The sequence below is a fragment of the Candidatus Pseudothioglobus sp. Uisw_041 genome, assembly GCF_048087625.1.
GTDB lineage: Bacteria > Pseudomonadota > Gammaproteobacteria > PS1 > Pseudothioglobaceae > Pseudothioglobus.
Genome location: NZ_CP159805.1, coordinates 1,004,756 through 1,026,067 on the forward strand (window position 1 = coordinate 1,004,756; position 21,312 = coordinate 1,026,067).

At 36.4% G+C, this 21,312-nt stretch carries 20 protein-coding genes; 7 read left to right on the top strand and 13 right to left on the bottom strand.

Annotated elements, in window-relative coordinates; translation table 11 throughout:
- Positions 1 to 4: 4 nt before the first annotated feature.
- Positions 5 to 658 carry a riboflavin synthase gene (locus tag ABXT44_RS05075; RefSeq protein ID WP_416686182.1) on the bottom strand — a complete coding sequence of 218 codons (654 nt, stop codon included), beginning with the start codon at positions 656 to 658 and terminating at the stop codon, positions 5 to 7.
- A gap of 119 nt (positions 659 to 777) precedes the next feature.
- On the bottom strand, positions 778 to 2,364 hold the full coding sequence (locus ABXT44_RS05080; RefSeq protein ID WP_416686183.1) for an ABC-F family ATPase: 1,587 nt from the start codon (positions 2,362 to 2,364) through the stop codon (positions 778 to 780).
- Between the two features lie 120 nt (positions 2,365 to 2,484).
- On the opposite strand from ABXT44_RS05080, the gene ABXT44_RS05085 reads away from it, so the two are divergent.
- Together ABXT44_RS05085 and murG are read left to right on the top strand one after the other, a co-directional pair.
- The gene (locus tag ABXT44_RS05085) at positions 2,485 to 3,627 is read left to right on the top strand and encodes an FtsW/RodA/SpoVE family cell cycle protein (protein WP_416686184.1); all 1,143 of its coding nucleotides are present in this window, start codon (positions 2,485 to 2,487) and stop codon (positions 3,625 to 3,627) included.
- Positions 3,620 to 4,645, top strand: a complete 1,026-nt coding sequence (murG, locus tag ABXT44_RS05090) for an undecaprenyldiphospho-muramoylpentapeptide beta-N-acetylglucosaminyltransferase (RefSeq protein ID WP_416686185.1) — start codon at positions 3,620 to 3,622, stop codon at positions 4,643 to 4,645. The genes ABXT44_RS05085 and murG overlap by 8 nt, the downstream gene beginning before the upstream one ends.
- On the opposite strand, the gene bioB is transcribed toward murG, so the two are convergent.
- The 5 genes from bioB to xerA form a co-directional block, all read right to left on the bottom strand.
- Positions 4,578 to 5,576 carry a biotin synthase BioB gene (gene bioB / locus ABXT44_RS05095; RefSeq protein ID WP_416688437.1) on the bottom strand — a complete coding sequence of 333 codons (999 nt, stop codon included), beginning with the start codon at positions 5,574 to 5,576 and terminating at the stop codon, positions 4,578 to 4,580. The genes murG and bioB overlap by 68 nt on opposite strands.
- A 107-nt stretch (positions 5,577 to 5,683) precedes the next feature.
- A complete protein-coding gene (gene glnA / locus ABXT44_RS05100) occupies positions 5,684 to 7,090 on the bottom strand; it encodes a type I glutamate--ammonia ligase (protein WP_416686186.1) in 1,407 nt (468 codons plus the stop codon).
- Positions 7,091 to 7,261: 171 nt separating this feature from the next.
- Positions 7,262 to 8,170 carry an oxygen-dependent coproporphyrinogen oxidase gene (gene hemF, locus ABXT44_RS05105; protein ID WP_416686187.1) on the bottom strand — a complete coding sequence of 303 codons (909 nt, stop codon included), beginning with the start codon at positions 8,168 to 8,170 and terminating at the stop codon, positions 7,262 to 7,264.
- Positions 8,167 to 8,718 (bottom strand): L-threonylcarbamoyladenylate synthase, encoded by a 552-nt coding sequence (locus ABXT44_RS05110; RefSeq protein WP_416686188.1) that lies wholly within the window; start codon positions 8,716 to 8,718, stop codon positions 8,167 to 8,169. The genes hemF and ABXT44_RS05110 overlap by 4 nt, the downstream gene beginning before the upstream one ends.
- The gene (gene xerA, locus ABXT44_RS05115; protein ID WP_416686189.1) at positions 8,715 to 9,629 is read right to left on the bottom strand and encodes a site-specific tyrosine recombinase/integron integrase; all 915 of its coding nucleotides are present in this window, start codon (positions 9,627 to 9,629) and stop codon (positions 8,715 to 8,717) included. Before xerA ends, ABXT44_RS05110 begins: the two co-directional genes overlap by 4 nt.
- A 37-nt stretch (positions 9,630 to 9,666) precedes the next feature.
- On the opposite strand from xerA, the gene htpG reads away from it, so the two are divergent.
- Positions 9,667 to 11,523: a molecular chaperone HtpG gene (gene htpG / locus ABXT44_RS05120; RefSeq protein ID WP_416686190.1), complete on the top strand. Its 1,857-nt coding sequence runs from the start codon at positions 9,667 to 9,669 to the stop codon at positions 11,521 to 11,523.
- Positions 11,524 to 11,580: 57 nt separating this feature from the next.
- On the opposite strand, the gene ABXT44_RS05125 is transcribed toward htpG, so the two are convergent.
- On the bottom strand, positions 11,581 to 12,339 hold the full coding sequence (locus ABXT44_RS05125; RefSeq protein WP_416677132.1) for an RNA methyltransferase: 759 nt from the start codon (positions 12,337 to 12,339) through the stop codon (positions 11,581 to 11,583).
- A gap of 5 nt (positions 12,340 to 12,344) precedes the next feature.
- Here ABXT44_RS05125 and ABXT44_RS05130 point away from each other — a divergent pair, with 5 nt between their 5' ends.
- Positions 12,345 to 13,145, top strand: a complete 801-nt coding sequence (locus ABXT44_RS05130; protein ID WP_416677134.1) for an inositol monophosphatase family protein — start codon at positions 12,345 to 12,347, stop codon at positions 13,143 to 13,145.
- Between the two features lie 2 nt (positions 13,146 to 13,147).
- Here ABXT44_RS05130 and ABXT44_RS05135 read toward each other — a convergent pair whose 3' ends face one another.
- Together ABXT44_RS05135 and ABXT44_RS05140 are read right to left on the bottom strand one after the other, a co-directional pair.
- Entirely contained in the window at positions 13,148 to 13,897 is a 750-nt protein-coding gene (locus ABXT44_RS05135; protein WP_416686191.1) for an SDR family NAD(P)-dependent oxidoreductase, read from the bottom strand.
- Complete coding sequence (locus tag ABXT44_RS05140) at positions 13,894 to 15,033, bottom strand: DNA recombination protein RmuC (protein ID WP_416686192.1); 1,140 nt, start codon at positions 15,031 to 15,033, stop codon at positions 13,894 to 13,896. Before ABXT44_RS05140 ends, ABXT44_RS05135 begins: the two co-directional genes overlap by 4 nt.
- Before the next feature lie 124 nt (positions 15,034 to 15,157).
- Here ABXT44_RS05140 and ABXT44_RS05145 point away from each other — a divergent pair, with 124 nt between their 5' ends.
- Both ABXT44_RS05145 and ABXT44_RS05150 read left to right on the top strand, forming a co-directional pair.
- Positions 15,158 to 15,862, top strand: coding sequence for a lysophospholipid acyltransferase family protein (locus ABXT44_RS05145; protein WP_416686193.1), 705 nt, complete (start codon positions 15,158 to 15,160; stop codon positions 15,860 to 15,862).
- Positions 15,863 to 15,878: 16 nt separating this feature from the next.
- Positions 15,879 to 16,379 carry a hypothetical protein gene (locus ABXT44_RS05150; protein ID WP_416686194.1) on the top strand — a complete coding sequence of 167 codons (501 nt, stop codon included), beginning with the start codon at positions 15,879 to 15,881 and terminating at the stop codon, positions 16,377 to 16,379.
- Here the strand turns inward: ABXT44_RS05150 and rnt are convergent.
- On the bottom strand, positions 16,376 to 16,966 hold the full coding sequence (rnt, locus tag ABXT44_RS05155; RefSeq protein ID WP_271558666.1) for a ribonuclease T: 591 nt from the start codon (positions 16,964 to 16,966) through the stop codon (positions 16,376 to 16,378). The genes ABXT44_RS05150 and rnt overlap by 4 nt on opposite strands.
- Positions 16,967 to 17,004: 38 nt before the next feature.
- Entirely contained in the window at positions 17,005 to 17,427 is a 423-nt protein-coding gene (locus ABXT44_RS05160) for a GNAT family N-acetyltransferase (protein WP_416686195.1), read from the bottom strand.
- Between the two features lie 74 nt (positions 17,428 to 17,501).
- Here ABXT44_RS05160 and ilvD point away from each other — a divergent pair, with 74 nt between their 5' ends.
- Positions 17,502 to 19,166 carry a dihydroxy-acid dehydratase gene (gene ilvD / locus ABXT44_RS05165; protein WP_416686196.1) on the top strand — a complete coding sequence of 555 codons (1,665 nt, stop codon included), beginning with the start codon at positions 17,502 to 17,504 and terminating at the stop codon, positions 19,164 to 19,166.
- 7 nt (positions 19,167 to 19,173) lie between these two features.
- Here the strand turns inward: ilvD and rnr are convergent, their stop codons facing one another.
- The gene (gene rnr, locus ABXT44_RS05170) at positions 19,174 to 21,288 is read right to left on the bottom strand and encodes a ribonuclease R (RefSeq protein WP_416686197.1); all 2,115 of its coding nucleotides are present in this window, start codon (positions 21,286 to 21,288) and stop codon (positions 19,174 to 19,176) included.
- Between the last annotated feature and the right edge of the window lie 24 nt (positions 21,289 to 21,312).

The following is a 21,312-nucleotide window of genomic DNA, read 5'->3' on the forward strand; positions in this document are numbered from 1 at the left end:
TTATTTACTTTTTAGTTACAAGTGTCTTTTTTTTGCTAAGAGCAGATAGTTCATCTCCAATATCAACCCTATGGCTGATAAGTTGCTCAACGTGTCTAGCAATTATATCAATCTCTAAATTAACCTTTGATTTTTCACTCAAACCACTCAGCGTAGTTGCTGAAAAGGTATGAGGAACAATATTAACATCAAAAATATTACCAACCACGCTATTGACTGTAAGACTTACTCCGTCAATACAAATAGACCCTTTTTTAGCAATATACTTCATCAAGTCAGTCATAGCTTTAATTTTTAATCTTGTGCTCACGCCTTCAGTATAAACAGAGTCAACTTCTCCAATACCATCAACATGCCCACTCACCAAATGTCCATCAATTCCCTGATTAAGTCTTAATGACTTTTCTAAATTAACGTGCTGACCCTTTATTAGTTCTGAAAAAGTAGTACAGCCTAAAGTTTCTTGAGAAGCATCAGCAGTGAAAGAGTTTCTCTTTAACGCAGTAACAGTTAAACATACACCATTGACTGCAATACTATCTCCCACATTAGAATCAGTTAAATCAAGGTCATCTGCATTAATAATAAGCACAGCTCCTTTTTCAGAAGATTGAACCTCGTGAATGCTGCCTTTTGCTTGGATAATCCCTGTAAACATTTACAAAATAATTTTATTAGTTAAATTAAATTTTACGCTTAAATATTTTTGTTGCCTTATTTAACCATCAAACAAAAAGTTTTGGAATCAATAGATTTCGAGGTAATCTTTAATTAAATTCACACTTGAGTTAACAAGTAGTCTTCATAGTTACCTGAATAATATTCAACACCGTCTTCCTTGAGCTCAATTATCTTAGTAGACAAAGAAGAGACAAACTCCCTATCATGACTTACAAATATTAATGTCCCTTCATAGTTATCAAGAGCTAAGTTTAAAGCTTCAATCGATTCCATATCCAAGTGGTTTGTTGGCTCATCCATTAACAAAATGTTTGGTTTTTGGAGCATTAATCTTCCAAAAATCATTCTGCCTTTCTCTCCACCAGATAATGACTTTACAGATTTTTCAACATCTTCTTTTCCAAACAGCATTTTGCCCAACACAGAGCGCATCATCTGAATATCATCTTTTTCATTTTTAAACTGAGTCATCCACTCTAGAACGTTCATATCTTTATCAAACTCATCGCTATGATCTTGCGCATAATAACCAATATTTGCATTCTCGCTCCATTTAGTTTTTCCACTATCTGAGCCGATTTCACCTAATAAAGTTTTTAAAAGAGTTGTTTTTCCAGATCCATTTTGTCCGATGACTGCAACTCGCTGTCCCTTTTCAATTAATAAATTAATATCCTTAAAAACTGGCTCATCATCAAAGCTTTTGGTAAGACTTTGAACCTCTAATATGTTTCTAAACAATTCTTTAGTCTGATTAAAAATAATATAAGGGCTTACTCGTGATGATGGCTTAATGTCATCAAGCTCGATCTTATTTAGTTCTTTTTGGCGTGAGGTTGCTTGTTTTGCTTTAGAGGCATTAGCTGAAAATCGAGATACAAAATGCTTTAAGTCTTTAATTTTTACTTCTTTTTTGGCATTCTCTGATCGCATTCTTTCCTGAATTGCAGTTGCTGCAATCATAAAGTCGTCATAGTTTCCTGGAAACACGTTTAGAGCACCATAATCCAGATCAGCCATATGCGTACAAACACCGTTTAAAAAGTGTCGATCATGGGAAATTATTACCATTGTAGATTTTCTTGTGCTTAAAACGCCTTCTAGCCAACGTATTGAATTAATGTCAAGGTTATTGGTAGGTTCGTCTAATAAAAGAACTTCAGGGTCTGAAAAAAGTGCCTGCGCTAAAAGAACTCTGAGCTTCCAGCCTGGTGCAATTTCACTCATAAGACCATAATGCTGATCTAAAGGAATATCAAGGCCTTGCAAAAGCTCGCTCGCTGATGATTCTGCTGAGTACCCATCCATTTCAGCAAACTCCATTTCTAGCTCTGCAACCTTGATTCCATCTTCCTCAGACATTTCAGGCAAACCATAAATCCTTTCTCTCTCCGCTTTGATTTTCCAAAGCTCTTTGTGTCCCATAATTACTGCGTCAACAACACGGTAATTCTCAAATGCAAATTGATCCTGAGAGAGCACACCAAGTCTTTGACCATCGCCAACCGTTACTGAGCCTTGGCTAGGTTTTAAATCTCCAGTCAATATTTTCATTAACGTAGACTTACCACAGCCATTAGCACCAATCAAACCATAACGATTACCACCCTGAAATTTAACAGAGATATTTTCAAATAGGGGCTTTTCACCAAATTGCATGGTGATGTTGGCAGTTGATATCATTATCTTATAAAGATTTATAAAAAAAAATATTATCCCATAATGCCTCATAAAAAGCATAACTATTATGCATTTGGATAACTAACAAAACTTTTCTCCAAAAAGTATAAAATATATTTGCCTATGAAATTAAATCCCTCCATGAGAACCAATCAGATGCCCGACAAGGTGTTATTGTCGACAATCTTATTGTTGATAATCTTTGGGTGGGTAATGATGCTATCAGCCTCTTTAGCTCATTTTGATAGCTACACGTTTTTTTTAAAGCAGACACTATTTATTTTTATGGGGCTTAGTGCTGGACTGATAACGTTGAATACGCCTATTTCAGTTCTTCAAAAGTACTCAATTCCTCTTTTTATTCTTACGATTATCTTATTGGCAATTGTATTTCTTCCAAGCCCAATAGGACACACAGCGAATGGCTCTACCAGATGGATAAACTTTGTTTATTTTAAATTTCAACCGTCAGAACTCATGAAGCTTTCAATGGTTTTATTCATGGCGGGCTTCTTAATAAGACAAGAAAAAGATCTAAGAAAACCATGGATGGGCTTCCTTAAAACAGTTCTTATTATAGGAATAGCAGATTTATTAATTTTATTTGAAACGGATTTAGGAGCGACACTAATTATTTCATTAACAGCCCTAGCAATGCTTTATGCAGCGGGCTCATATCTCAAGCAACTTAGCATTGTTACATTTGCTCTGCTTGGTCTTATTGGAGTTATTATTATTAATTATCCGAATCGTCTTGATCGCTTAGTGTCATTTTGGTCAGAAGACCTATGGCGAAGTGATGCTAAAATTTATCAAACTCAGCAAGCATTGATTGGAATTGCAAGGGGGGATTGGCTTGGAACAGGACTTGGGGCTGGTATTCAGAAATACTATCTACTCCCTGAAAGGCATACCGATATGATCTTTGCAGTTATTGGAGAGGAGCTTGGCGTCCTTGGAATGCTGTTCGTGCTTTTATCATTTTTATACATTCTCCTTAAGGGGTTTTCAATCGCCAAACTTGCACTTCAAAAAGGAAGGCACTATAGCTCTTATGTTGCTTTTGGAATTTGCACTTGGTTTGCGATGCAGATAACTGTAAATATTGGTATGAATCTTGGACTTCTTCCACCAAAAGGATTTACTTTACCATTATTAAGTTATGGTGGCACTTCTATGATTTTTTCCATCATTGCACTAGCTATTGTATTAAGAATAGATATGGAAAATAGAACAAAGTACTCTAAACAGCGTGACTATGTCTAAAAAAATTCTTATTATGGCTGGAGGAACAGGTGGTCACATTTTTCCAGCTCTTGCTATAGCAAAAGAACTTGAATCAAAAGGAGCAGTTGTAGAGTGGCTTGGAGGAATCAAAGGAATGGAGAGCACCCTAGTTCCTGATCATGGGTATCGATTTAATGGAGTTTATACTAGTGGCCTAAGAGGAAAAAATCTTACAACCCTATTCAAAGCTGTTTTTTTACTTAGTTATGGGTTTATTCAAACAATTCTAATTTTTATCAGATTTAGACCACACAAAGTAATTGGAATGGGAGGTTACGCTTCAGGAGTTGGCGGGATAGTTTCTAAAATATTTTTCACCTCATTAATCATTCATGAGCAAAATACTATTCCTGGAACAACCAATAAATTATTAAGCAGAATTGCTGAAAAATGTTTTCAGGCTTTTGATAATACTTTTCATAAAGATATAAATGCTGTAACAACAGGCAATCCTATTCTTTTTGCTCCAAGCTCGAAATCAACTCCTAATGCAATTAAAAATATACTTATCCTAGGAGGCTCTCTTGGCGCCAAAAAAATTAATCAAACCATACCCACCATCAAAACACACCTAAATATATGGCATCAAACTGGAGAAAAGCATCTTACCGAGGTAAAAGCTTTGTATGCAGACTCTATGCACTCTGATGTTAAGATTGATGCTTTCATTGATAATATGGCTGAAGCTTATGCATGGGCAGATCTAGTTATCTCTAGAGCTGGAGCTATGACAGTATCAGAGCTTATTGCTTCAAAAACAATTGCAATACTTGTTCCATTTCCTTATGCAATAGACAACCATCAAACAGTTAATGCTGAACATTTATCTAAAAATGGGGCAGGGATAATTATTCAAGAGGATTCTTTTAGTGGCGAAATTATTGATAAAGAGTTACTTGCGCTAGACTCTCCAAAAATTCACGAAATGACTAAGAAGTTAAAGTTACTTTCAGTTCCGAGTCCTGAGAAGATAATTGCTGATTATCTACTTTGTTAATTCCAAGGCGGCTGAAAAGTAGTTGATCATTTGCAGAAGTTGGATTATCAGTAGTTAATAACTGCTCACCATAGAAAATAGAATTGGCTCCAGCAAAGAAGCAAAGCGCCTGCATCCCCTCACCCATCTCCAGTCTTCCAGCTGAAAGTCTTACTACTGAGTTAGGCATTAAAATTCTTGCGACTGCAATAGCCCTTACAAATTCACTTTCACTTGGTGGCTTAACGTTTTCAAAAGGTGTTCCTGGAATAGGAACAAGTAAATTAATTGGAACGCTATCAGGGTGCTTTTCGAGATTAGATAAGGATTGAAGCATTGATGCTCGGTCTGTTTCCGTCTCACCCATTCCTAGGATTCCGCCACTACAAACATTAATATTTGCATTTTTGACTGCTTCTAAGGTATCAAGTCTATCTTGAAAATTACGCGTCGATACAACATTAGGGTAATGCTCTTTTGAAGTATCAATATTATGGTTATAGTAATCTAACCCAGCTTCTTTAAGAGTAGAGGCTTGGCTTGGCGTAATCATCCCCAGAGTAACACATGTCTCCATTCCCATCGCCTTAACGCCCTTGATCATTGGAATGACTTTATCAAGGCTTTTATCAGTAGGGTTTCTCCAGGCAGCTCCCATACAAAACCTAGACGCGCCCTTATCTTTTGCTTTTTTTGCCTGATGCAATACCTGATCAATCTCCATTAATTTTTCACGCTCAAGGCCAGTATCATATTTTGAACTTTGAGAACAATAAGAACAATCTTCTGGGCATGCGCCAGTTTTAATATTTAATAAAGAACTTACTTGGACCTTATTTGGGTCAAAAGTTTCTCTATGAATGCTGTGCGCCTTAAAAAGAAGATCGTTAAAAGGAAGCTCAAATAAAGCCTTTATTTCATCTAATTCCCAATCATTTTTTACTTCAATCATCTGATTTTCTGTATTTAAGTTAATTAATTTTACCGCAACAAATAGTTCTAAAAAGAACAATAAAAAGCCGCGCATTGTGCGCGGCTTTTTATTAACTAGTAAATATCTTAGCAGCTATAGTATAAATCAAACTCTAGCGGCTGAGGGGAAGCTCTCATTGCTGTAACTTCTTTCATCTTAAGTTCAATAAATGAGTCAATAACCTCGTCTGTAAAGACTCCACCTTGCTTAAGGAATTCACGGTCATCATCAAGTGCTTCTAAGGCGATGTGAAGCATTCCAGCAACTTTAGGAATAGAGCCATCACTATCTTCATAAAGATCTTGATCTGCTGGCTTACCAGGATGGATTTTATTTTTTATACCATCAAGGCCTGCCATTAGTAGTGCTGAGAAAGCAAGGTAAGGGTTAGCAGTCGAATCTGGAAAACGCACTTCAATACGACGTCCCTTAGGGTTTTTAACGAAAGGTATTCTAATTGCTGCTGAACGATTCTTAGCAGAGTAAGCTAGCATTTCTGGTGCTTCAAATCCAGGAACTAATCTCTTATATGAGTTTGTAGAAGGATTAGTAAAAGCATTCAATGCTTTTGCATGCTTGATAATACCACCAATATAAAAGAGCGCCATTTCGCTTAAGTTTCCGTATTGGTCTCCATCAAATAAGTTAACTCCATCCTTTGCAATAGACATATGCACGTGCATTCCATTACCATTATCAACCGCAATTGGTTTAGGCATAAATGTAGCTGTTTTGCCATATAGGTGAGCAACATTATGAACGCAGTATTTAAAGATTTGAGTCTCATCAGCCTTTTTAACTAATGTGTTAAATAACGCGCCAATTTCACACTGCCCTGCAGTTCCAACCTCATGATGATGAACCTCAGTAGTAACGCCCATTTCCTCAATTGCTAGACACATTTGAGAACGAAGATCATGCAATGAATCAACTGGAGGAACCGGGAAGTAGCCACCTTTAATACCTGGACGATGACCTTTGTTTCCACCTTCCATGTCGACTCCAGAATTCCAAGCTGCCTCTTCTGAGTTAATTTCATAAAATGCCTTACCCATGCCGTGACCGGTGTCCCACTTAACACTATCAAAAACAAAAAATTCAGGTTCATTTCCAAAATATGCTGTATCACCAACACCAGAAGCTTTCATGAATTCTTCGGCGCGATATGCAATAGATCTTGAATCTTTAACATAGCCTTTTAAATCACTTGGCTCAATAATATTACAGCGAATGTTTAAAGTCACTTCCTCAGTAAACGGGTCAAGCACTGCTGTTTCAGTATCTGGGGAAAGAATCATATCAGAATCATTAATAGTTTTCCAACCAGCAATAGAGGAGCCATCAAACATCTGACCATCTTCTAGTTTTTCAACATTAATTGTATGAGCTGGAACACTCACGTGTTGCTCTTTTCCTATTGTATCGGTGAAACGAAAATCTATAAACTTTATGTTTTCATCTTCGATCATTTTCATTACTTTTTTTGCAGACATAGATGTACTCCTAAAAATATTAATAAATAACAAAATTGACAGGCATTGTCAGGAAGTCTGCGCCGTTGCAAACGGTGTTGCGAGCTCATTGAGAACATAGCAAGGGTATTTCAAGTTTTAATTATATCCTAAATTAATTAAAATTACTCCAGAAATATATTCAACTTAAGTTTACTTTAATGAAACCCAATCCCTAGGTTTTAAAAAATAACTGGTTAACTTTTCTTCTTCGCTATTAGGTTTAGTTTTAAATTGGTAAGACCACTTAACTGTTGGTGGCAGTGACATTAAAATTGACTCAGTCCTGCCGCCGCTCTGCAAGCCAAATAACGTCCCTCTATCATGTATCAAGTTAAATTCTACGTATCGACCACGTCGATACAATTGGAAGTCTTTCTCATTTCCAGTATACGGGGTACTCATTCTCTTTCTGACGATGGGTAAATAAGCCTCACTAAAATGATTGCCAACACTTTTCATGAAGTCAAAGCATTCATCAAAACTGCCACTATTCAAATCATCAAAAAACAACCCGCCAATGCCGCGTTGCTCGCCTCGATGACCTAAATAAAAATAATCATCACACCATTTTTTATATTTTGGATAAACATCTTCTCCAAAAGGCATGCACGCTTTCTTAGCAGTTTGATGCCAATGAACCGCATCTTCATCGAATCCATAACAAGGGGTTAAATCAAAGCCGCCACCAAACCACCAAATTGGATTCTTTCCTTGCTCTTCTGCAATAAAGAATCGAACGTTAGCATGCGCCGTTGGAATAAAAGGATTTTCGGGATGAAGAACTAGTGAAACCCCCAAAGCTGTATATTTCCTTCCTTCAAGCTCAGGCCTTAGTGCAGTGGCAGATTTTGGCATTTTATCACCAGTAATTATTGAATAATTAATGCCACCTTTTTCAAATATATTACCATTTGAAAGAATATTAGTTAGGCCTGAACCTCTTTTATCATCACGTGTCCAGCTATCTTGAGCAAATTTAGCTCCACCTTCAATTAGCTCAACTTCAGAGCAAATAGATTGCTGGAGTTCAATCAAATACTTTTTTACTAGATCTATCATCGATGACGCACGCCTGTTAATAAATTAACGATCCTTGAAGGCTCAGAATTATACTTATTTGGGGGTAAAGCGTAAGAAAGCTCATTACCAAAATACTTTTTAAGCTCTATTAAAGAAGTGGCAACCTTTCCACCTTGAGTATTAGCACTTGAGGAAATTAATGCAGAGCCCGTGTTTTCACAAAAATATGAAATTAAAGGACTAGAGGTAATTCTAACTGCTAAAAACTCATGCTCTCCAGTTATAAGGCGTGAAGTATTTTTTGATTTTGGCACCAAATAAGTTGTTGCAATTTCTGTCGGAGTAGAAAGTTTTGTTAATAAATCAATATCTAGGTTTGGATCAATATAGGGCAATAAGTAATTTATATCAGAGGCTAATAATATAAAGCCTTTTTTAATATCTCTATGCTTCAAACTAGCTAATGTTTTAATTGCTTCTGGGTTATTTGCCATACAAGCTAATCCGTATATAGTATCTGTTGGATGAGCTATAACTCCAGTGCGGAGATGATTAAGAGCTAATTGGGTTTTTGTAGTTATTTTCATTTTTTTGCTCTAGGATGAAACTCATCATAAACCTTTGATAATTCTAAAAAATCTAGGTGCGTATAAACCTGCGTACTTTTAATGCTCTTATGTCCTAGAAATTCTTGAACAGCTCGTAGATCATGACTAGACTGAAGGAAGTGAGTTGCCGCTGCATGCCTAAGCATATGCGGGTGTACATTAATTGAAATGCCCACTTCAAGCGCCCTTTTTTTAATAATATTTTGAACAGATCTAGCGCTCATTCTAAGGTGCTTCTGATTTAAAAATAACGCATCAGAATTGCAATCGGGTCTTTTCTCTATGTACTTTTTAAGCACACTTATTGCTGACGCTCCTATCGGAGAGAAACGAGCTTTACTTCCTTTACCCATAACTTTAACAAAACCCTCATTGAGATCAAAATCAAGCACATCAATCCCAACAAGTTCAGAAACTCTCAGGCCGCATGAATATAGTAATTCAATCATCAGGACTGCTCTAAGTTCTTTGAAATGGCCTGCCTTTAAATTCATCATTCTACTCAAATCATCAAAATCAATAGTTTTTGGAAGGGCTCGATCGATTTTAGGAGTTTGAATAGATAAGGCTGGATTTGAAGAGGCTGCTTCGTTATCAATAAGGTAATTATAAAAAACTCGTATTGAAGATAAGTAGCGCCTAATGGATTTATTTGAAATATCACCATGCCTTAAACCCATCACAAATAAATTAACTGTATCGCCATCTACTTCTGCCCAATCAGAGATATTTTTATTACCTAAAAAAGATAAAAACTTCAATAGATCTCTCTTATATGCTGAAACAGTATTTAGTGCATAATTTTTTTCAACGCTTAAATGAGCTACAAATTCTTCAATTTGTTTAATTAATATTTCATCTTGATACTTGTTTTTTTCCTGATTGGCCATATCTTTACATTTTACGTTAAACGATTAAGGATTTTCAATGAGTCAAAAACAAACACATGAATTTCAAACTGAAGTATCTCAGCTACTTGACCTAATGATTCACTCTCTTTATTCCAATAAAGAGATTTTTCTAAGAGAACTTGTCTCAAATGCATCAGATGCAATAGATAAGCTGAAATTCGAATCTTTATCAAATGACAAACTTATTGAGGCAAAAGAAGAGCCAAGTATCCATATTGATATTGATAAAGATGCGGGAACTATTACTATTAAAGATAATGGAATAGGAATGACTCATGACGAGGTCATGGAAAATATTGGAACAATCGCTAACTCTGGAACCAAAAAATACTTAGAGGGTCTTGATAAAAATCAAACCCAAGATTCTAATTTAATTGGTCAATTTGGTGTTGGATTCTACTCCGCTTTTATTGTTTCTAATACAGTTACTCTTCTGAGCAGAAAAGCTGGTGATGATAAGGCAAGTGGAACAAAGTGGATTTCAAAAGGTAAGGGAGATTACTCCATTGAAACTGTTGAGCTAGAGGACTATGGCACAACAATTATTCTTGATGTTAAAAAAGCTGAAAAAGAATTTATTGATGACTTTCGAATTCGAGGTGTCATATCAAAATACTCTGATCATATTACTGTCCCTATTATGATGCTCAAGCCTTCAGAAGAAGATAAAGATGTGATTGAATACGAAAAAATAAATGAAGCGACTGCATTTTGGATGAAAGATAAGAAAGAACTCTCTCAAGCTGATTATGATGAATTTTACAAAGCCTTAACGTATGACTTTGAAGGGCCATTGACTCAAATACATAATAGAGTTGAAGGAAAACTTGATTATTCATCACTCTTATATATTCCTAAAAAAGCTCCATTTGACATGTGGGAACCTAAAAGAAAAAGTGGCGTAAAGCTTTACGCTAAAAGAGTTTTTATAATGGAAGGAAATGAAGAATTGCTCCCTCAGTACCTTCGATTTATAAAAGGTGTAATAGATACCGCAGACCTTTCATTAAACGTCTCTAGAGAGATCCTTCAGGGCAGTAAAGTAGTTGATACAATTAAAAAAGCATCGGTAAAAAGAATTCTGTCTGAGCTCGATAAAATGTCTAAAAATAAACCTGAAGACTATGCCACATTCTGGAAAGAGTTTGGAATGGTTATTAAAGAAGGCGTTGTAGAAGACTTTGCAAACAAAGACAAAATTTCAAATCTTTTAAGGTTTACCTCAACATCCGCTGACAGTTCAGATCAAACAATTTCTCTTAAAGACTATATTGGCCGAATGAAAGAGGGACAAAAAAATATTTATTATGTCACTGCAGACACATATGCTGCAGCCAAAGGCTCTCCTCATCTAGAAATTTTTAAACAAAAAGATATTGAGGTTCTATTACTATCAGATAGAGTTGATGAGTGGTTAGTCGCTAACTTTGGAGACTTTGAAGAGCTATCACTTAAATCAATTGCAAAAGGTGACCTTGAAGATCTTGATTCAAAAGAAGACAAGAAAAAGAAAGAAAAAACAGTGAAAGATTTTGAAAGTGTTATTACTAAAGCTCAAGAAATCCTCAGCAATCAGGTCAAAGAGGTTAAGGTTTCAAGTCGACTAAGTGAGTCGCCTTCATGCCTAGTTGCCGATGAAAATGAGTTAGGCGGAAACATGGAGCGAATCATGAAGTCTTTAGGTCAGGACATTCCTGATACCAAGCCTATTCTTGAGATAAATCCTGATCATCCACTTGTCATTAAACTTAAAACAAAAGTTGATGAAGATCTAGTGAAAGTATTATTTGATCAAGCTGTTCTTAGTGAAGGCGGACAAATAAAAGAGCCTGCTGAGTTTGTAAAAAGAATGAACAAACTAATGTTAGGTTGATAGAATAATCTAAGTCAAAAAAAAGCCCGATTTTTCGGGCTTTTTTTTTGCTATAAATCAAGGCTTATAAGGATTAATTTTATTAAGAATACCTCTTAATATTGCCATCTCTTCTTTTTCAAGACTACTTCTACCAAAAAGCCTTCGAAGCCGCCTCATCAAGAGAACTTTTGGTTTTTTTGTATCAAAGTAATCAATGTGCTCGAGCGCCTGCTCCAGATGATTATAAAAGCTATTTAATTCATCAAAGCTGACAATTTCACCACCTGAATTATCAAACTTACCTTCTACAGTGCTGACGTAGTTCTGATAAGCAAAAACTTGAATCGCAGATGCAACATTTAATGAAAAGTACTTGGGGTTCCCAGGAATTGTCATTAAGATAGAACATAAATCTAGTTCTTCATTTGTAAGGCCAGAATTTTCAGTGCCAAAAACAACTGCAACTTCTTGCTCATTTGAAGCAACTGTTGATTGAATTTCACTACACGCTTCAATGACATCTAGCTGCCTCCATTTAATATTTCTTTGGCGCGCACTAGCACCAATAACAAGATGCACTCCAATCAAAGCTTCCTCTAAAGTACTGCATACTTTTGCATTTGAAAGAACGTCATCTGCTCCACTTGCTCTTGCGGTTGCAACAGCGGAGGGATAATTAGAGGGTGTTACTAGATATAACTGAGTTAAAAGCATATTTTTCATAGCTCTAGCCGCCGCGCCAATATTACCTGGCTCAGTGGTATTCACCATAACAATCCTCACTTTATTAAAACTCGTCAAGGTATAATTCGATTCTTTATTTATTTGGCTCATTTACCATGCATCCTACCGTTAATATTGCAGTTAGAGCTGCCAGAGCAGCTGGTGATGTTATCTTAAGGTACCATAACCAGGTCGATTTACTAACTATAGAAAATAAGTCACTTAATGACTTCGTTTCTGAGGTTGATAAAACGGCTGAAAAAGCCATTATAAACGAGATTAAAAAAGCCTTCCCAAAACATTCTATTTTGGCTGAAGAGAGCGGAAAAACTCTTGGTGATGATAATTTTCTTTGGATAATAGATCCATTAGATGGAACGACTAACTTTTTACATGGCTTTCCGCAATATGCAGTGTCAATTGCCCTTTTAGAAAAAGGAGTTACAACGCATGCGGTCATTTATGATCCATTTAAAGAGGAACTCTTTACTTCATCTAAAGGCGAAGGTGCTTATTTAAATGATGAGAGAATGCGGGTTACTATGTCTCTTGGGCTTAAAGATACTCTTATTGGAACTGGCTTCCCATTTAAGCAGCCTCAACACTTAGACTGTTATCTTGAGACTTTTAAAGCAATTCATCCTCATGTTTCTGGAATTCGCAGAGCTGGAGCCGCTGCTCTAGATTTAGCTTATCTTGCAGCTGGAAGGCTGGATGGGTTTTGGGAAATTGGTCTTAACTCATGGGATATAGCTGCAGGTTCCCTTATGGTTAAAGAGGCAGGCGGTTTTATTGGAGATTTCTCTGGAAGAGACCAATACATGGAAACTGGAAATATAGTTGCGGGAAATGCAGAGGTCTATAAAGAGCTTCTAAAAAAAATTCACCCCCACCTAACCGAAGACCTACAGCGATAACTCTAATCAGCTATCGTTAATTGCTCACCATTCATTTTTGGACTCAAGTTAGATAGTAAATAAACGATTGCAGCGCTCTTCTCCTCTGGCATTGGAACAGTTGACGAGTCCTCTGCTGGGTAGGCTGTTCTTCTCATTTCAGTCCTTAGTTTCCCAGGGTCAACAGTATTAACACTAATGTTAGTTTTTTCAAGCTCCTCAGAGAGGGTCTTAGCAAAGCCTTCTATTCCAAACTTACTTACACTATAAGCACCCCAATAAGCTCTAGCCTCCCTTCCAACAGAAGAAGACAAGAAAAGAATTCTAGCATCCTCAGACTTTACTAGCACAGGTATTAAAAATTGAGTTAGCATAAATGGAGCGCTCAGGTTAATCTGGAGCGTAGAGTACCAAAGCTTGATATCATACTGCTCGATTGGCATTTGCGCTCCAAGTATTGCAGCATTATGAATCAACCCATCAAGCTTATCAAATTTCTCTAAAACATTGTCTTGGAGCTCTTGATAATTCTCAGGAGTAGCCCCTTCAAGATCTAGTGGGTAAAGTATAGGTTCATTGTAACCAGCATCCACAACAGCGTCATAAGCATACTCAAGGGAGCCTAAGTCTCTTCCAAGCATAATAACAGTAGCACCAGCCTTAGAAAGGTCCATAGTAATCGCTAGGCCAAAGCCTCTATTAGCACCTGTAACTAAAATAACTTTATCTTTAAGCTCACCGTCTTTAAAAATATGATCTCTAGATACAATCATTCATTAATTTCCTTGTTCGATTTAACTCCGAGTGCTTTTAACTTCTCAGCACGGCCAATTAGATTACCTGGACCAGTTTGAAGTTTTTTACGAACGTCGGAAAAGCCTTCCTTAGTCTTGTCTAATTGATTTTCAATCTTGTCCAAGTCATTAAAAAATCCAGCAAGCTTATCGTACATTTTTCCTGCCTGCCTGGCAATCTCATCTGCGTTTTTGTTTTGTTTATCAGTTTGCCACATAAAATTTACTGTCTTCAGGCTCATACTAAGCATTGAAGGCGAGACAAGCATAATATTTTTCTTTAATGCGTCATCAAACAAGTTAGGTCTGTACTGAAGAGCCAATAATAAAGCTCCTTCTATAGGAATAAAAACAAATATAAAATCAAGACTTTTGACTCCCTCGAGATTTTCATACTCTTTAATGCTAATATTCTTAATTTGGTTCTCAATTGAAGCAATGTGTTTTTTTAAGGCAGCCTCATTAGCTTGATCTGCAATATAATCGGCATAATCCTTAAGGGAAACTTTTGAATCGATAACAACATCCTTTCCTTCAGGCAAATGGAGAATCACATCAGGCTTGAACCTTTCACCCATTTCATTTTTATATTGTTTTTGAAGGTCAAACTCAACACCCTCTCGAAATCCATAGCTTAACAAGAGAGAGTTTAAAATTTCTTCGCCCCAATCACCTTGCTGTTTATTGTCATAGGTCAATGCATTTGTTAGGTTTTGAGCAGATTGACGCGTTTCAATGTTTGCTTCATGTAATGACTTAATTTGCTCTTTGAGAGACGTTCTTTCTTCAACCTGCTCTTTAGTTATAGTTTCAATTCTTTCTCTAAAACTTTTAAGCTGGGTCTGAAGAGGATTTAGGAGGTCGGAGTTATCAACCTTAAGCTTGTCTCGGTCAGTCTTTAGTATTTCAGATGCAATATTTTTAAATTCACTATTAACTTGACTCTTGAGCTGATCAACAAGCTGTAATTTTTCTGAAAAATTTTTTTCTTTTTCATTAAGCGTGGTCTCAAGTTGGATATTTTTTTGATTTGAAGCAGTCAGCTTTTTATTAAGAATAAAATAGCTTATGAAAGCACCAAACAATAAAGAAATTAATACGATCAAAATGTCCATAAATTCCTACCAAGATGAAAAAGAATTAAAAGTTTTTTTTTACTTTCAGAAAAACATAAACTTAATGTTTGTAATGTTAGTAAAATTTTATATAGAATTATAACGCTAAGACCTACTATATCCTATGTTACTTTTAAGATCACTATTGTACTTTGTTGGCTCAATTATTAGTTTAATTTTGATCACTTTATGTGGATTATTTTTGGTTTTTGCAAACTATTCTATACGATATAAATTTCTCTCACAGTGGGCTATTTTTTGCATCTGGTGGCTAAAAATAACTTTAAATATCACAACGAATATTATTGGCCAGGAGAACTTAAAAAAAGCACCATATATAATTATCTCTAACCACCAATCAACATGGGAAACTCTTGCTTTTCAATCCATCTTTCCAGCTCACACATGGGTCTTAAAGAAGGAGCTTTTATGGCTTCCAATATTTGGCTGGAGCCTTACTCTTCTTAAGCCAATTATTATTAATCGAGGTGACAAACTTAAAGCAATTAAAAAAGTTATAAAGCAAGGCACTGATAGATTAAATAAAGGAATCTCCATTGTTATCTTTCCGGAAGGAACTCGCCAACCTTATAAACAAATAGGAGAGTATCAAAATGGTGGCTCTGCTATTGCAAAAAAATCTGGATATAAAATAGTTCCTGTGTACCATAATGCTGGAAATCTATGGCCTAAAGGAGCTTTTATTAAGAAGCCTGGTGTAATTACTGTCGTTATTGGAGAGCCCATTTCAGATTTAAACTTATCAGTATCTGAGATAACCGAAAAAATTAGAGATTGGACCTTAGAGCAAGAAAAAACTTTTGAATAACTAGCCCCTTGACATTATGAGTGAAATTACCTATAAAATTTTTCATGAAAGAACTGCAGAAAACATCAAATTTGAAATAAAGAGACTTTATGATTTACTTCTCTTTGATAACAATAAAAACCTATATAAAGCTGATGTAAATGATAAACAGTCAGTCAAGGAGATTCTTTCAGACAATATTTTAGACTTTAAAACGCCAAATATTTCTGATAAGCAGCTTAAAACTAGATCTGAATGGCACAGTTTTTTAACAGAAAAAAATCATTTAAACTTTAATGAATGTCTATTAATTCTTCTTGGAATTAATCCAACTCTTTCTGGCTCATTAGAGCCTAACTTATATAAAACAGAATTAAATGAAGTTGGAAGACTTAAAGAAAACTATTTGAGTTTAATATTTTTTCAAAGAGTAGAGAACCACCTTCTAAGAGAAAGATTTAGAGGCAACAAAATTAATACGTGTGAGTTCATTAAATGGGCAATGGATTATAAATACTTGAGAGAAGTCAAAGCTTAAAGTAAGGGTTGAGAATTGAAAATTTTACAAAATAGCTCTGAGGTCTTTTTAGTATCATAAAGCGCTGAATGTGCTTGCTCGTTATCCCATTCGATTCCAGACTTCACAGCTGCTTTTGCAAGAACAGTTTCACCGCAATAAAGAGCAGACAAACTAACAGTATCAAGAGTTGAAAATTGATGAAATGGGCTCTTAAGCTTAGAGCGATTTGTAGCAGCCTTCACAAACCCAAGATCAAAAAATGCATTGTGGCCTACTAGTATTGCCCGGGTGCACTCCTCTATAACTAAATCATCACTAACGCACTGAAAAATTTCACTAAGCGCTTCCTTTTCAGGCACTGCAAGCCTGAATGGGTTATCGATATCAATCCCATTAAACTTTAATGCTGAAGGCTCAATATTAGCCCCCTTAAATGGCTCTACATGAAAATGTAGTGTCTTTTTGGGAAAGAAGTTACCGTTATCATCAAAGCCTAAAATTATTGCACAAATTTCCAATAATGCATCTGTATTTTCGTTAAAGCCAGCAGTTTCAACGTCTATTACAACTGGAAGATATCCACGAATTCTATCTTTAAGTGTCATTAATTATTTGTTGCTCAAAAAAAGTAAGTAGTCAAAGCTTAAAAGTTTCTTAGGTAGATAATTGAATTTCTTTGATAATCATAACTCTTTTGTCGAATCAAAGGGAGGGAACTGATCTCACTCTCAATAAAGTCATGTCTAAAAAAGAACCTACCTCCAAACTTTGAAAGCGCAAAAATAGAAGATAAATTATGACTCAAGGCTTTTTTAATTAGTAAATCCATTAAATTAGATGAGGCATCAGTATTGTGAAAATCTTTATTAACTACTAATCCATAAATTTCACCCATATTTTCTTTTTCATAAAGCTTTAGGGCTGCACAAGCAATAATTTCACCATCACTTTCAATAGATATAAAGTTTTCTATTTCATTATTAATGCTTTCATAACTTCTTTCTAACAATCTACCCTCATCAATAAAAGGTTGCATTAATCTAATAATTTGTTTAGCTTTACTCAACTTCTAACCTTAAATTGCCAATAGAACCGCACTATTTTAGTCTAAAATTTGTATTTTTTGCTAATTTAAAATAGATGTCAAACTCAAGAAAATACTCGTCAGCTGTAGTCGATGGTTATGAACGCGCCGCTTCAAGAGCGATGCTCTATCCGGTAGGCTTTAAAAAAGAAGATTTCAAAAAACCTCAAGTAGGAATTGCATCAACCTGGTCTATGGTTACTCCCTGCAATATGCATATCAATGATTTAGCTGACGAAGCTGAAATTGGCGTCAATTCTGCTGGTGGAAAAGCTGTAATATTTAATACAATTACAATTTCAGATGGAATTTCAATGGGCTCAGAAGGAATGAAGTATTCCCTAGTCTCTAGAGAGGTTATTGCTGATTCGATTGAAACTGTAGTTGCTTGCCAAGGATTTGATGGCGTTGTTGCCATTGGTGGTTGTGATAAAAATATGCCTGGATGCCTTATGGGTCTTGCCAGACTCAATCGACCTTCGGTCTTTGTTTATGGAGGAACTATTCAGCCTGGTAAAAATCATACCGATGTTGTTAGTGTTTTTGAAGCTGTCGGTAAGAGAGCAAATAATGATATTACTGATATTGAGCTTGAGCAAATTGAATCAACTGCGATTCCAGGACCTGGCTCTTGCGGCGGAATGTATACTGCAAACACAATGGCATCAGCAATTGAAGCCCTAGGAATGAGCCTTCCTAACTCTTCATCTCAAGATGCAATATCAGCTGATAAGAATAGTGACTCATCAAGAGCTGGTGAAGCTGTATTAAATCTATTAGATAAAGACATTAAACCAAGTGATATTATGACTAAAGAGGCATTTGAAAATGCAATTACTTTAATCATCACGCTTGGTGGCTCAACCAACGCAGTACTTCATTTAATTGCAATGGCTGATGCCATTAATGTAGACCTAACAATTGATGACTTCACTCGAATTGGCGCTAATGTGCCTGTTCTAGCTGATCTTAAGCCTTCAGGCAAATATATGATGAGTGAGCTTGTGCAGATAGGAGGCACTCTACCCTTAATGAAGATGCTATTAGATGCAGGAATGCTTCATGGTGACTGCATAACAGTAACTGGCAAAACCTTAGCTGAAAACTTGAAAGACGTTAAGCCTTATGCTGATGGTCAAGAAATCATTATGTCATTAGAGAATCCAATCAAAAAAGACTCCCACTTAAGAATTCTAAGAGGCAATCTTGCTCTTGACGGTGCGGTTGCTAAAATCACTGGGAAAGAAGGTCTTAAGTTTCAAGGAAGGGCCAAAACTTTTGCTTGTGAAGAAGACGCTCTTCAAGCAGTTTTAAAAGATAAGATTGTGGAAGGTGACGTCATTGTAATTCGTTATGAAGGCCCAAAAGGTGGCCCAGGAATGCGTGAAATGTTAGCACCTACCTCAGCAGTTATGGGCAAAGGATTGGGCGGAAAGGTTGCTCTAATAACTGACGGAAGGTTTTCAGGTGGAACTCATGGTTTTGTAGTGGGACATATAACTCCTGAGGCTTTTGTTGGAGGAGCTCTTGCAATTATTGAAGATGGCGATGAAATATTGATTGATGCTGAAAATAATCGCCTCGAACTTCTTGTTGATGACTCAGTCATTGAAGACAGACTCTCAAAGTGGATAAAGCCAGCTCCAAAATACACCAAGGGCGTATTAGCGAAGTATGCGAAACTCGCTCAGTCGGCCTCAAGAGGCGCAATAACTGAATAGCTAAGATTTAATTGACTGGAATAAAGTCAATTTTTCTATCATCAAGGTTAACTGCAGCAATCTTCACTTTAATCATGTCGCCTAAGCGATAAATTTTTCCATTCCTTTCGCCCTTTAATTGGTGATGAACATCATCAAAAATAAAGTAGTCATCCCTTAAGTCGCGAACTGAAATCAAGCCTTCAACAAATACGTCAGAAAGCTCTACAAAAAGGCCAAAACCTGCAACCCCAGAAATAACGCCATTAAAGTTATCGCCCACCTTGTCACTCATATATTCACATTTGAGCCACTGCTCAACATCTCTTGATGCATCATCAGCCCTCCTTTCAGTCATTGATAGGTGAGCCCCAAGCTCTGACATTCTAGCTGATGGATCCCTAACTTTACCTGATAAAGCGCGCTTTATAGCCCGATGAACTAGAAGATCTGGATACCTACGAATTGGAGAGGTAAAGTGGGTGTAATCCTCAAAAGCTAAACCAAAGTGGCCCTCATTATTCGGAGTATAGGTAGCCTGCTTCATTGTTCGTAGCACCACAGTTTTGATAATGTTCTCGTCATCCCTTCCGTGCGCATTTTTTAATACCTTGGCAAAATCCTTAGACTCTGGTTGATGACCACCTTCTAAAGTCAAACCAACCGCAGATAAAAACTTTTTAGTGACCTCAACTTTTTCAGCTGTAGGCTTAGGATGAACTCTGAACAAGAAGTCTTCATTTTTTTTCTGTAGGAATTTTGCAGTCGCCTGATTTGCCATCAACATGCATTCTTCAATTAACTTATGGGCATCATTTCTTTTTCTAGCGACAATGTCTTTAATCTTGCCTTTGCCATCAAATAATATTTGACTTTCAATTCGATCAAAATCCATTACGCCTCTTTTTTGCCTAGAAATTCGAAGCGTTTTGTAAAGGCTATAAAGATAGTCTACATTTTCAACTACATTGCTATACTCTTTTCTTAAAGGACTCTTTTTATCCTCAAGCATTTCATTGACCTGCCCATAGGTAAGGCGAGCATGAGATAGCATAACAGCTGGATAAAATTTATAGTCTAAGAACTCTCCCAATGAATCAATTTCCATCTCACACACCATACAGAGCCTTTCAACTTTAGGATTAAGCGAGCAAAGGCCATTTGATATAGCTTCAGGAAGCATTGGCACAACTCTATGCGGGAAATAAACTGAATTCCCTCGCTCTAAAGACTCAATATCTAAATCAGACTCTTCCTTAACGTAGTGAGAGACATCAGCAATCGCAACAATTAGTTTCCAGCCATTTTTGGATGGTTTGGCATAAACGGCATCATCAAAATCTCTGGAGTCGTCTCCATCAATTGTTATGAGCTCTAACTTTGTTATATCCGCCCTGTCTTTCTTATCTTTTGGGAGGACTTTAGTGGGTAATTTAGATGCCTCTTCAAGCGCTATTTCTCCAAAGACAGAGGGTATTTGATGGCGGTAAATCGCAGAATCTACTTCGACGCCTTCGTCTAAGTAATTTCCAAGAATTGAGGTAATTTTTCCAGTTGCATTTCTATCTAGTGTCGGAGAAGAGAGTATTTCAACCACTACCACTTGATTATCAGAGCAGCCCTCCATCAGCTCTTCAATATCAATGTTATTCTTAATTCTTCTATCATCAACAACTACATAGTAATCACCATCATCAAGATGAAGCCTTCCAACAAGATTTTTAGCTGTTTCGATAACTTCAACAACTTCAGCATCTAGTCTCCGATTAAGAAGTCTAACTTTAATCTTATCACCATGAAAAACCAACTTCATTTGTTGATTTGAAAGTCTAAGATCTTTTCCGCCCTTATCTAAAGCAACGAAGCCAAATCCCTTAGGATTCGCAATGACAGTTCCAGTGATTAGGCCTCTATTAGAGTATGGTCGATACACTCCATTCTTATTGCAGCTGAGTTGTTTGTCTCGAACCATTGCCCTTAAACGCCTTTCAAAAGCCTTTTTTTGTTCATCTTCTAATGCAAGAAGCTCAAAAAGCTGGCTCTTGGTTTTGGGTTTTTGCTGAATAAAACTTAAAATATGCTCGCGAGATGGAATCGGGCTCTCATATTTTTCCGCTTCACGATCATAGTGAGGGTCTGACATAATGTGCTTAGTATAAAGTAAGCT

Coding starts and splice junctions, on each gene's coding strand:
- ABXT44_RS05075 (WP_416686182.1), bottom strand. CDS start 658: ATGTTTACAGGGATTATCCAAGCAAAAGGCAGCATTCACGAGGTTCAA.
- ABXT44_RS05080 (WP_416686183.1), bottom strand. CDS start 2,364: ATGATATCAACTGCCAACATCACCATGCAATTTGGTGAAAAGCCCCTA.
- ABXT44_RS05085 (WP_416686184.1), top strand. CDS start 2,485: ATGAAATTAAATCCCTCCATGAGAACCAATCAGATGCCCGACAAGGTG.
- murG (WP_416686185.1), top strand. CDS start 3,620: ATGTCTAAAAAAATTCTTATTATGGCTGGAGGAACAGGTGGTCACATT.
- bioB (WP_416688437.1), bottom strand. CDS start 5,576: ATGATTGAAGTAAAAAATGATTGGGAATTAGATGAAATAAAGGCTTTA.
- glnA (WP_416686186.1), bottom strand. CDS start 7,090: ATGTCTGCAAAAAAAGTAATGAAAATGATCGAAGATGAAAACATAAAG.
- hemF (WP_416686187.1), bottom strand. CDS start 8,170: ATGATAGATCTAGTAAAAAAGTATTTGATTGAACTCCAGCAATCTATT.
- ABXT44_RS05110 (WP_416686188.1), bottom strand. CDS start 8,718: ATGAAAATAACTACAAAAACCCAATTAGCTCTTAATCATCTCCGCACT.
- xerA (WP_416686189.1), bottom strand. CDS start 9,629: ATGGCCAATCAGGAAAAAAACAAGTATCAAGATGAAATATTAATTAAA.
- htpG (WP_416686190.1), top strand. CDS start 9,667: ATGAGTCAAAAACAAACACATGAATTTCAAACTGAAGTATCTCAGCTA.
- ABXT44_RS05125 (WP_416677132.1), bottom strand. CDS start 12,339: ATGAGCCAAATAAATAAAGAATCGAATTATACCTTGACGAGTTTTAAT.
- ABXT44_RS05130 (WP_416677134.1), top strand. CDS start 12,345: ATGCATCCTACCGTTAATATTGCAGTTAGAGCTGCCAGAGCAGCTGGT.
- ABXT44_RS05135 (WP_416686191.1), bottom strand. CDS start 13,897: ATGATTGTATCTAGAGATCATATTTTTAAAGACGGTGAGCTTAAAGAT.
- ABXT44_RS05140 (WP_416686192.1), bottom strand. CDS start 15,033: ATGGACATTTTGATCGTATTAATTTCTTTATTGTTTGGTGCTTTCATA.
- ABXT44_RS05145 (WP_416686193.1), top strand. CDS start 15,158: ATGTTACTTTTAAGATCACTATTGTACTTTGTTGGCTCAATTATTAGT.
- ABXT44_RS05150 (WP_416686194.1), top strand. CDS start 15,879: ATGAGTGAAATTACCTATAAAATTTTTCATGAAAGAACTGCAGAAAAC.
- rnt (WP_271558666.1), bottom strand. CDS start 16,966: ATGACACTTAAAGATAGAATTCGTGGATATCTTCCAGTTGTAATAGAC.
- ilvD (WP_416686196.1), top strand. CDS start 17,502: ATGTCAAACTCAAGAAAATACTCGTCAGCTGTAGTCGATGGTTATGAA.
- rnr (WP_416686197.1), bottom strand. CDS start 21,288: ATGTCAGACCCTCACTATGATCGTGAAGCGGAAAAATATGAGAGCCCG.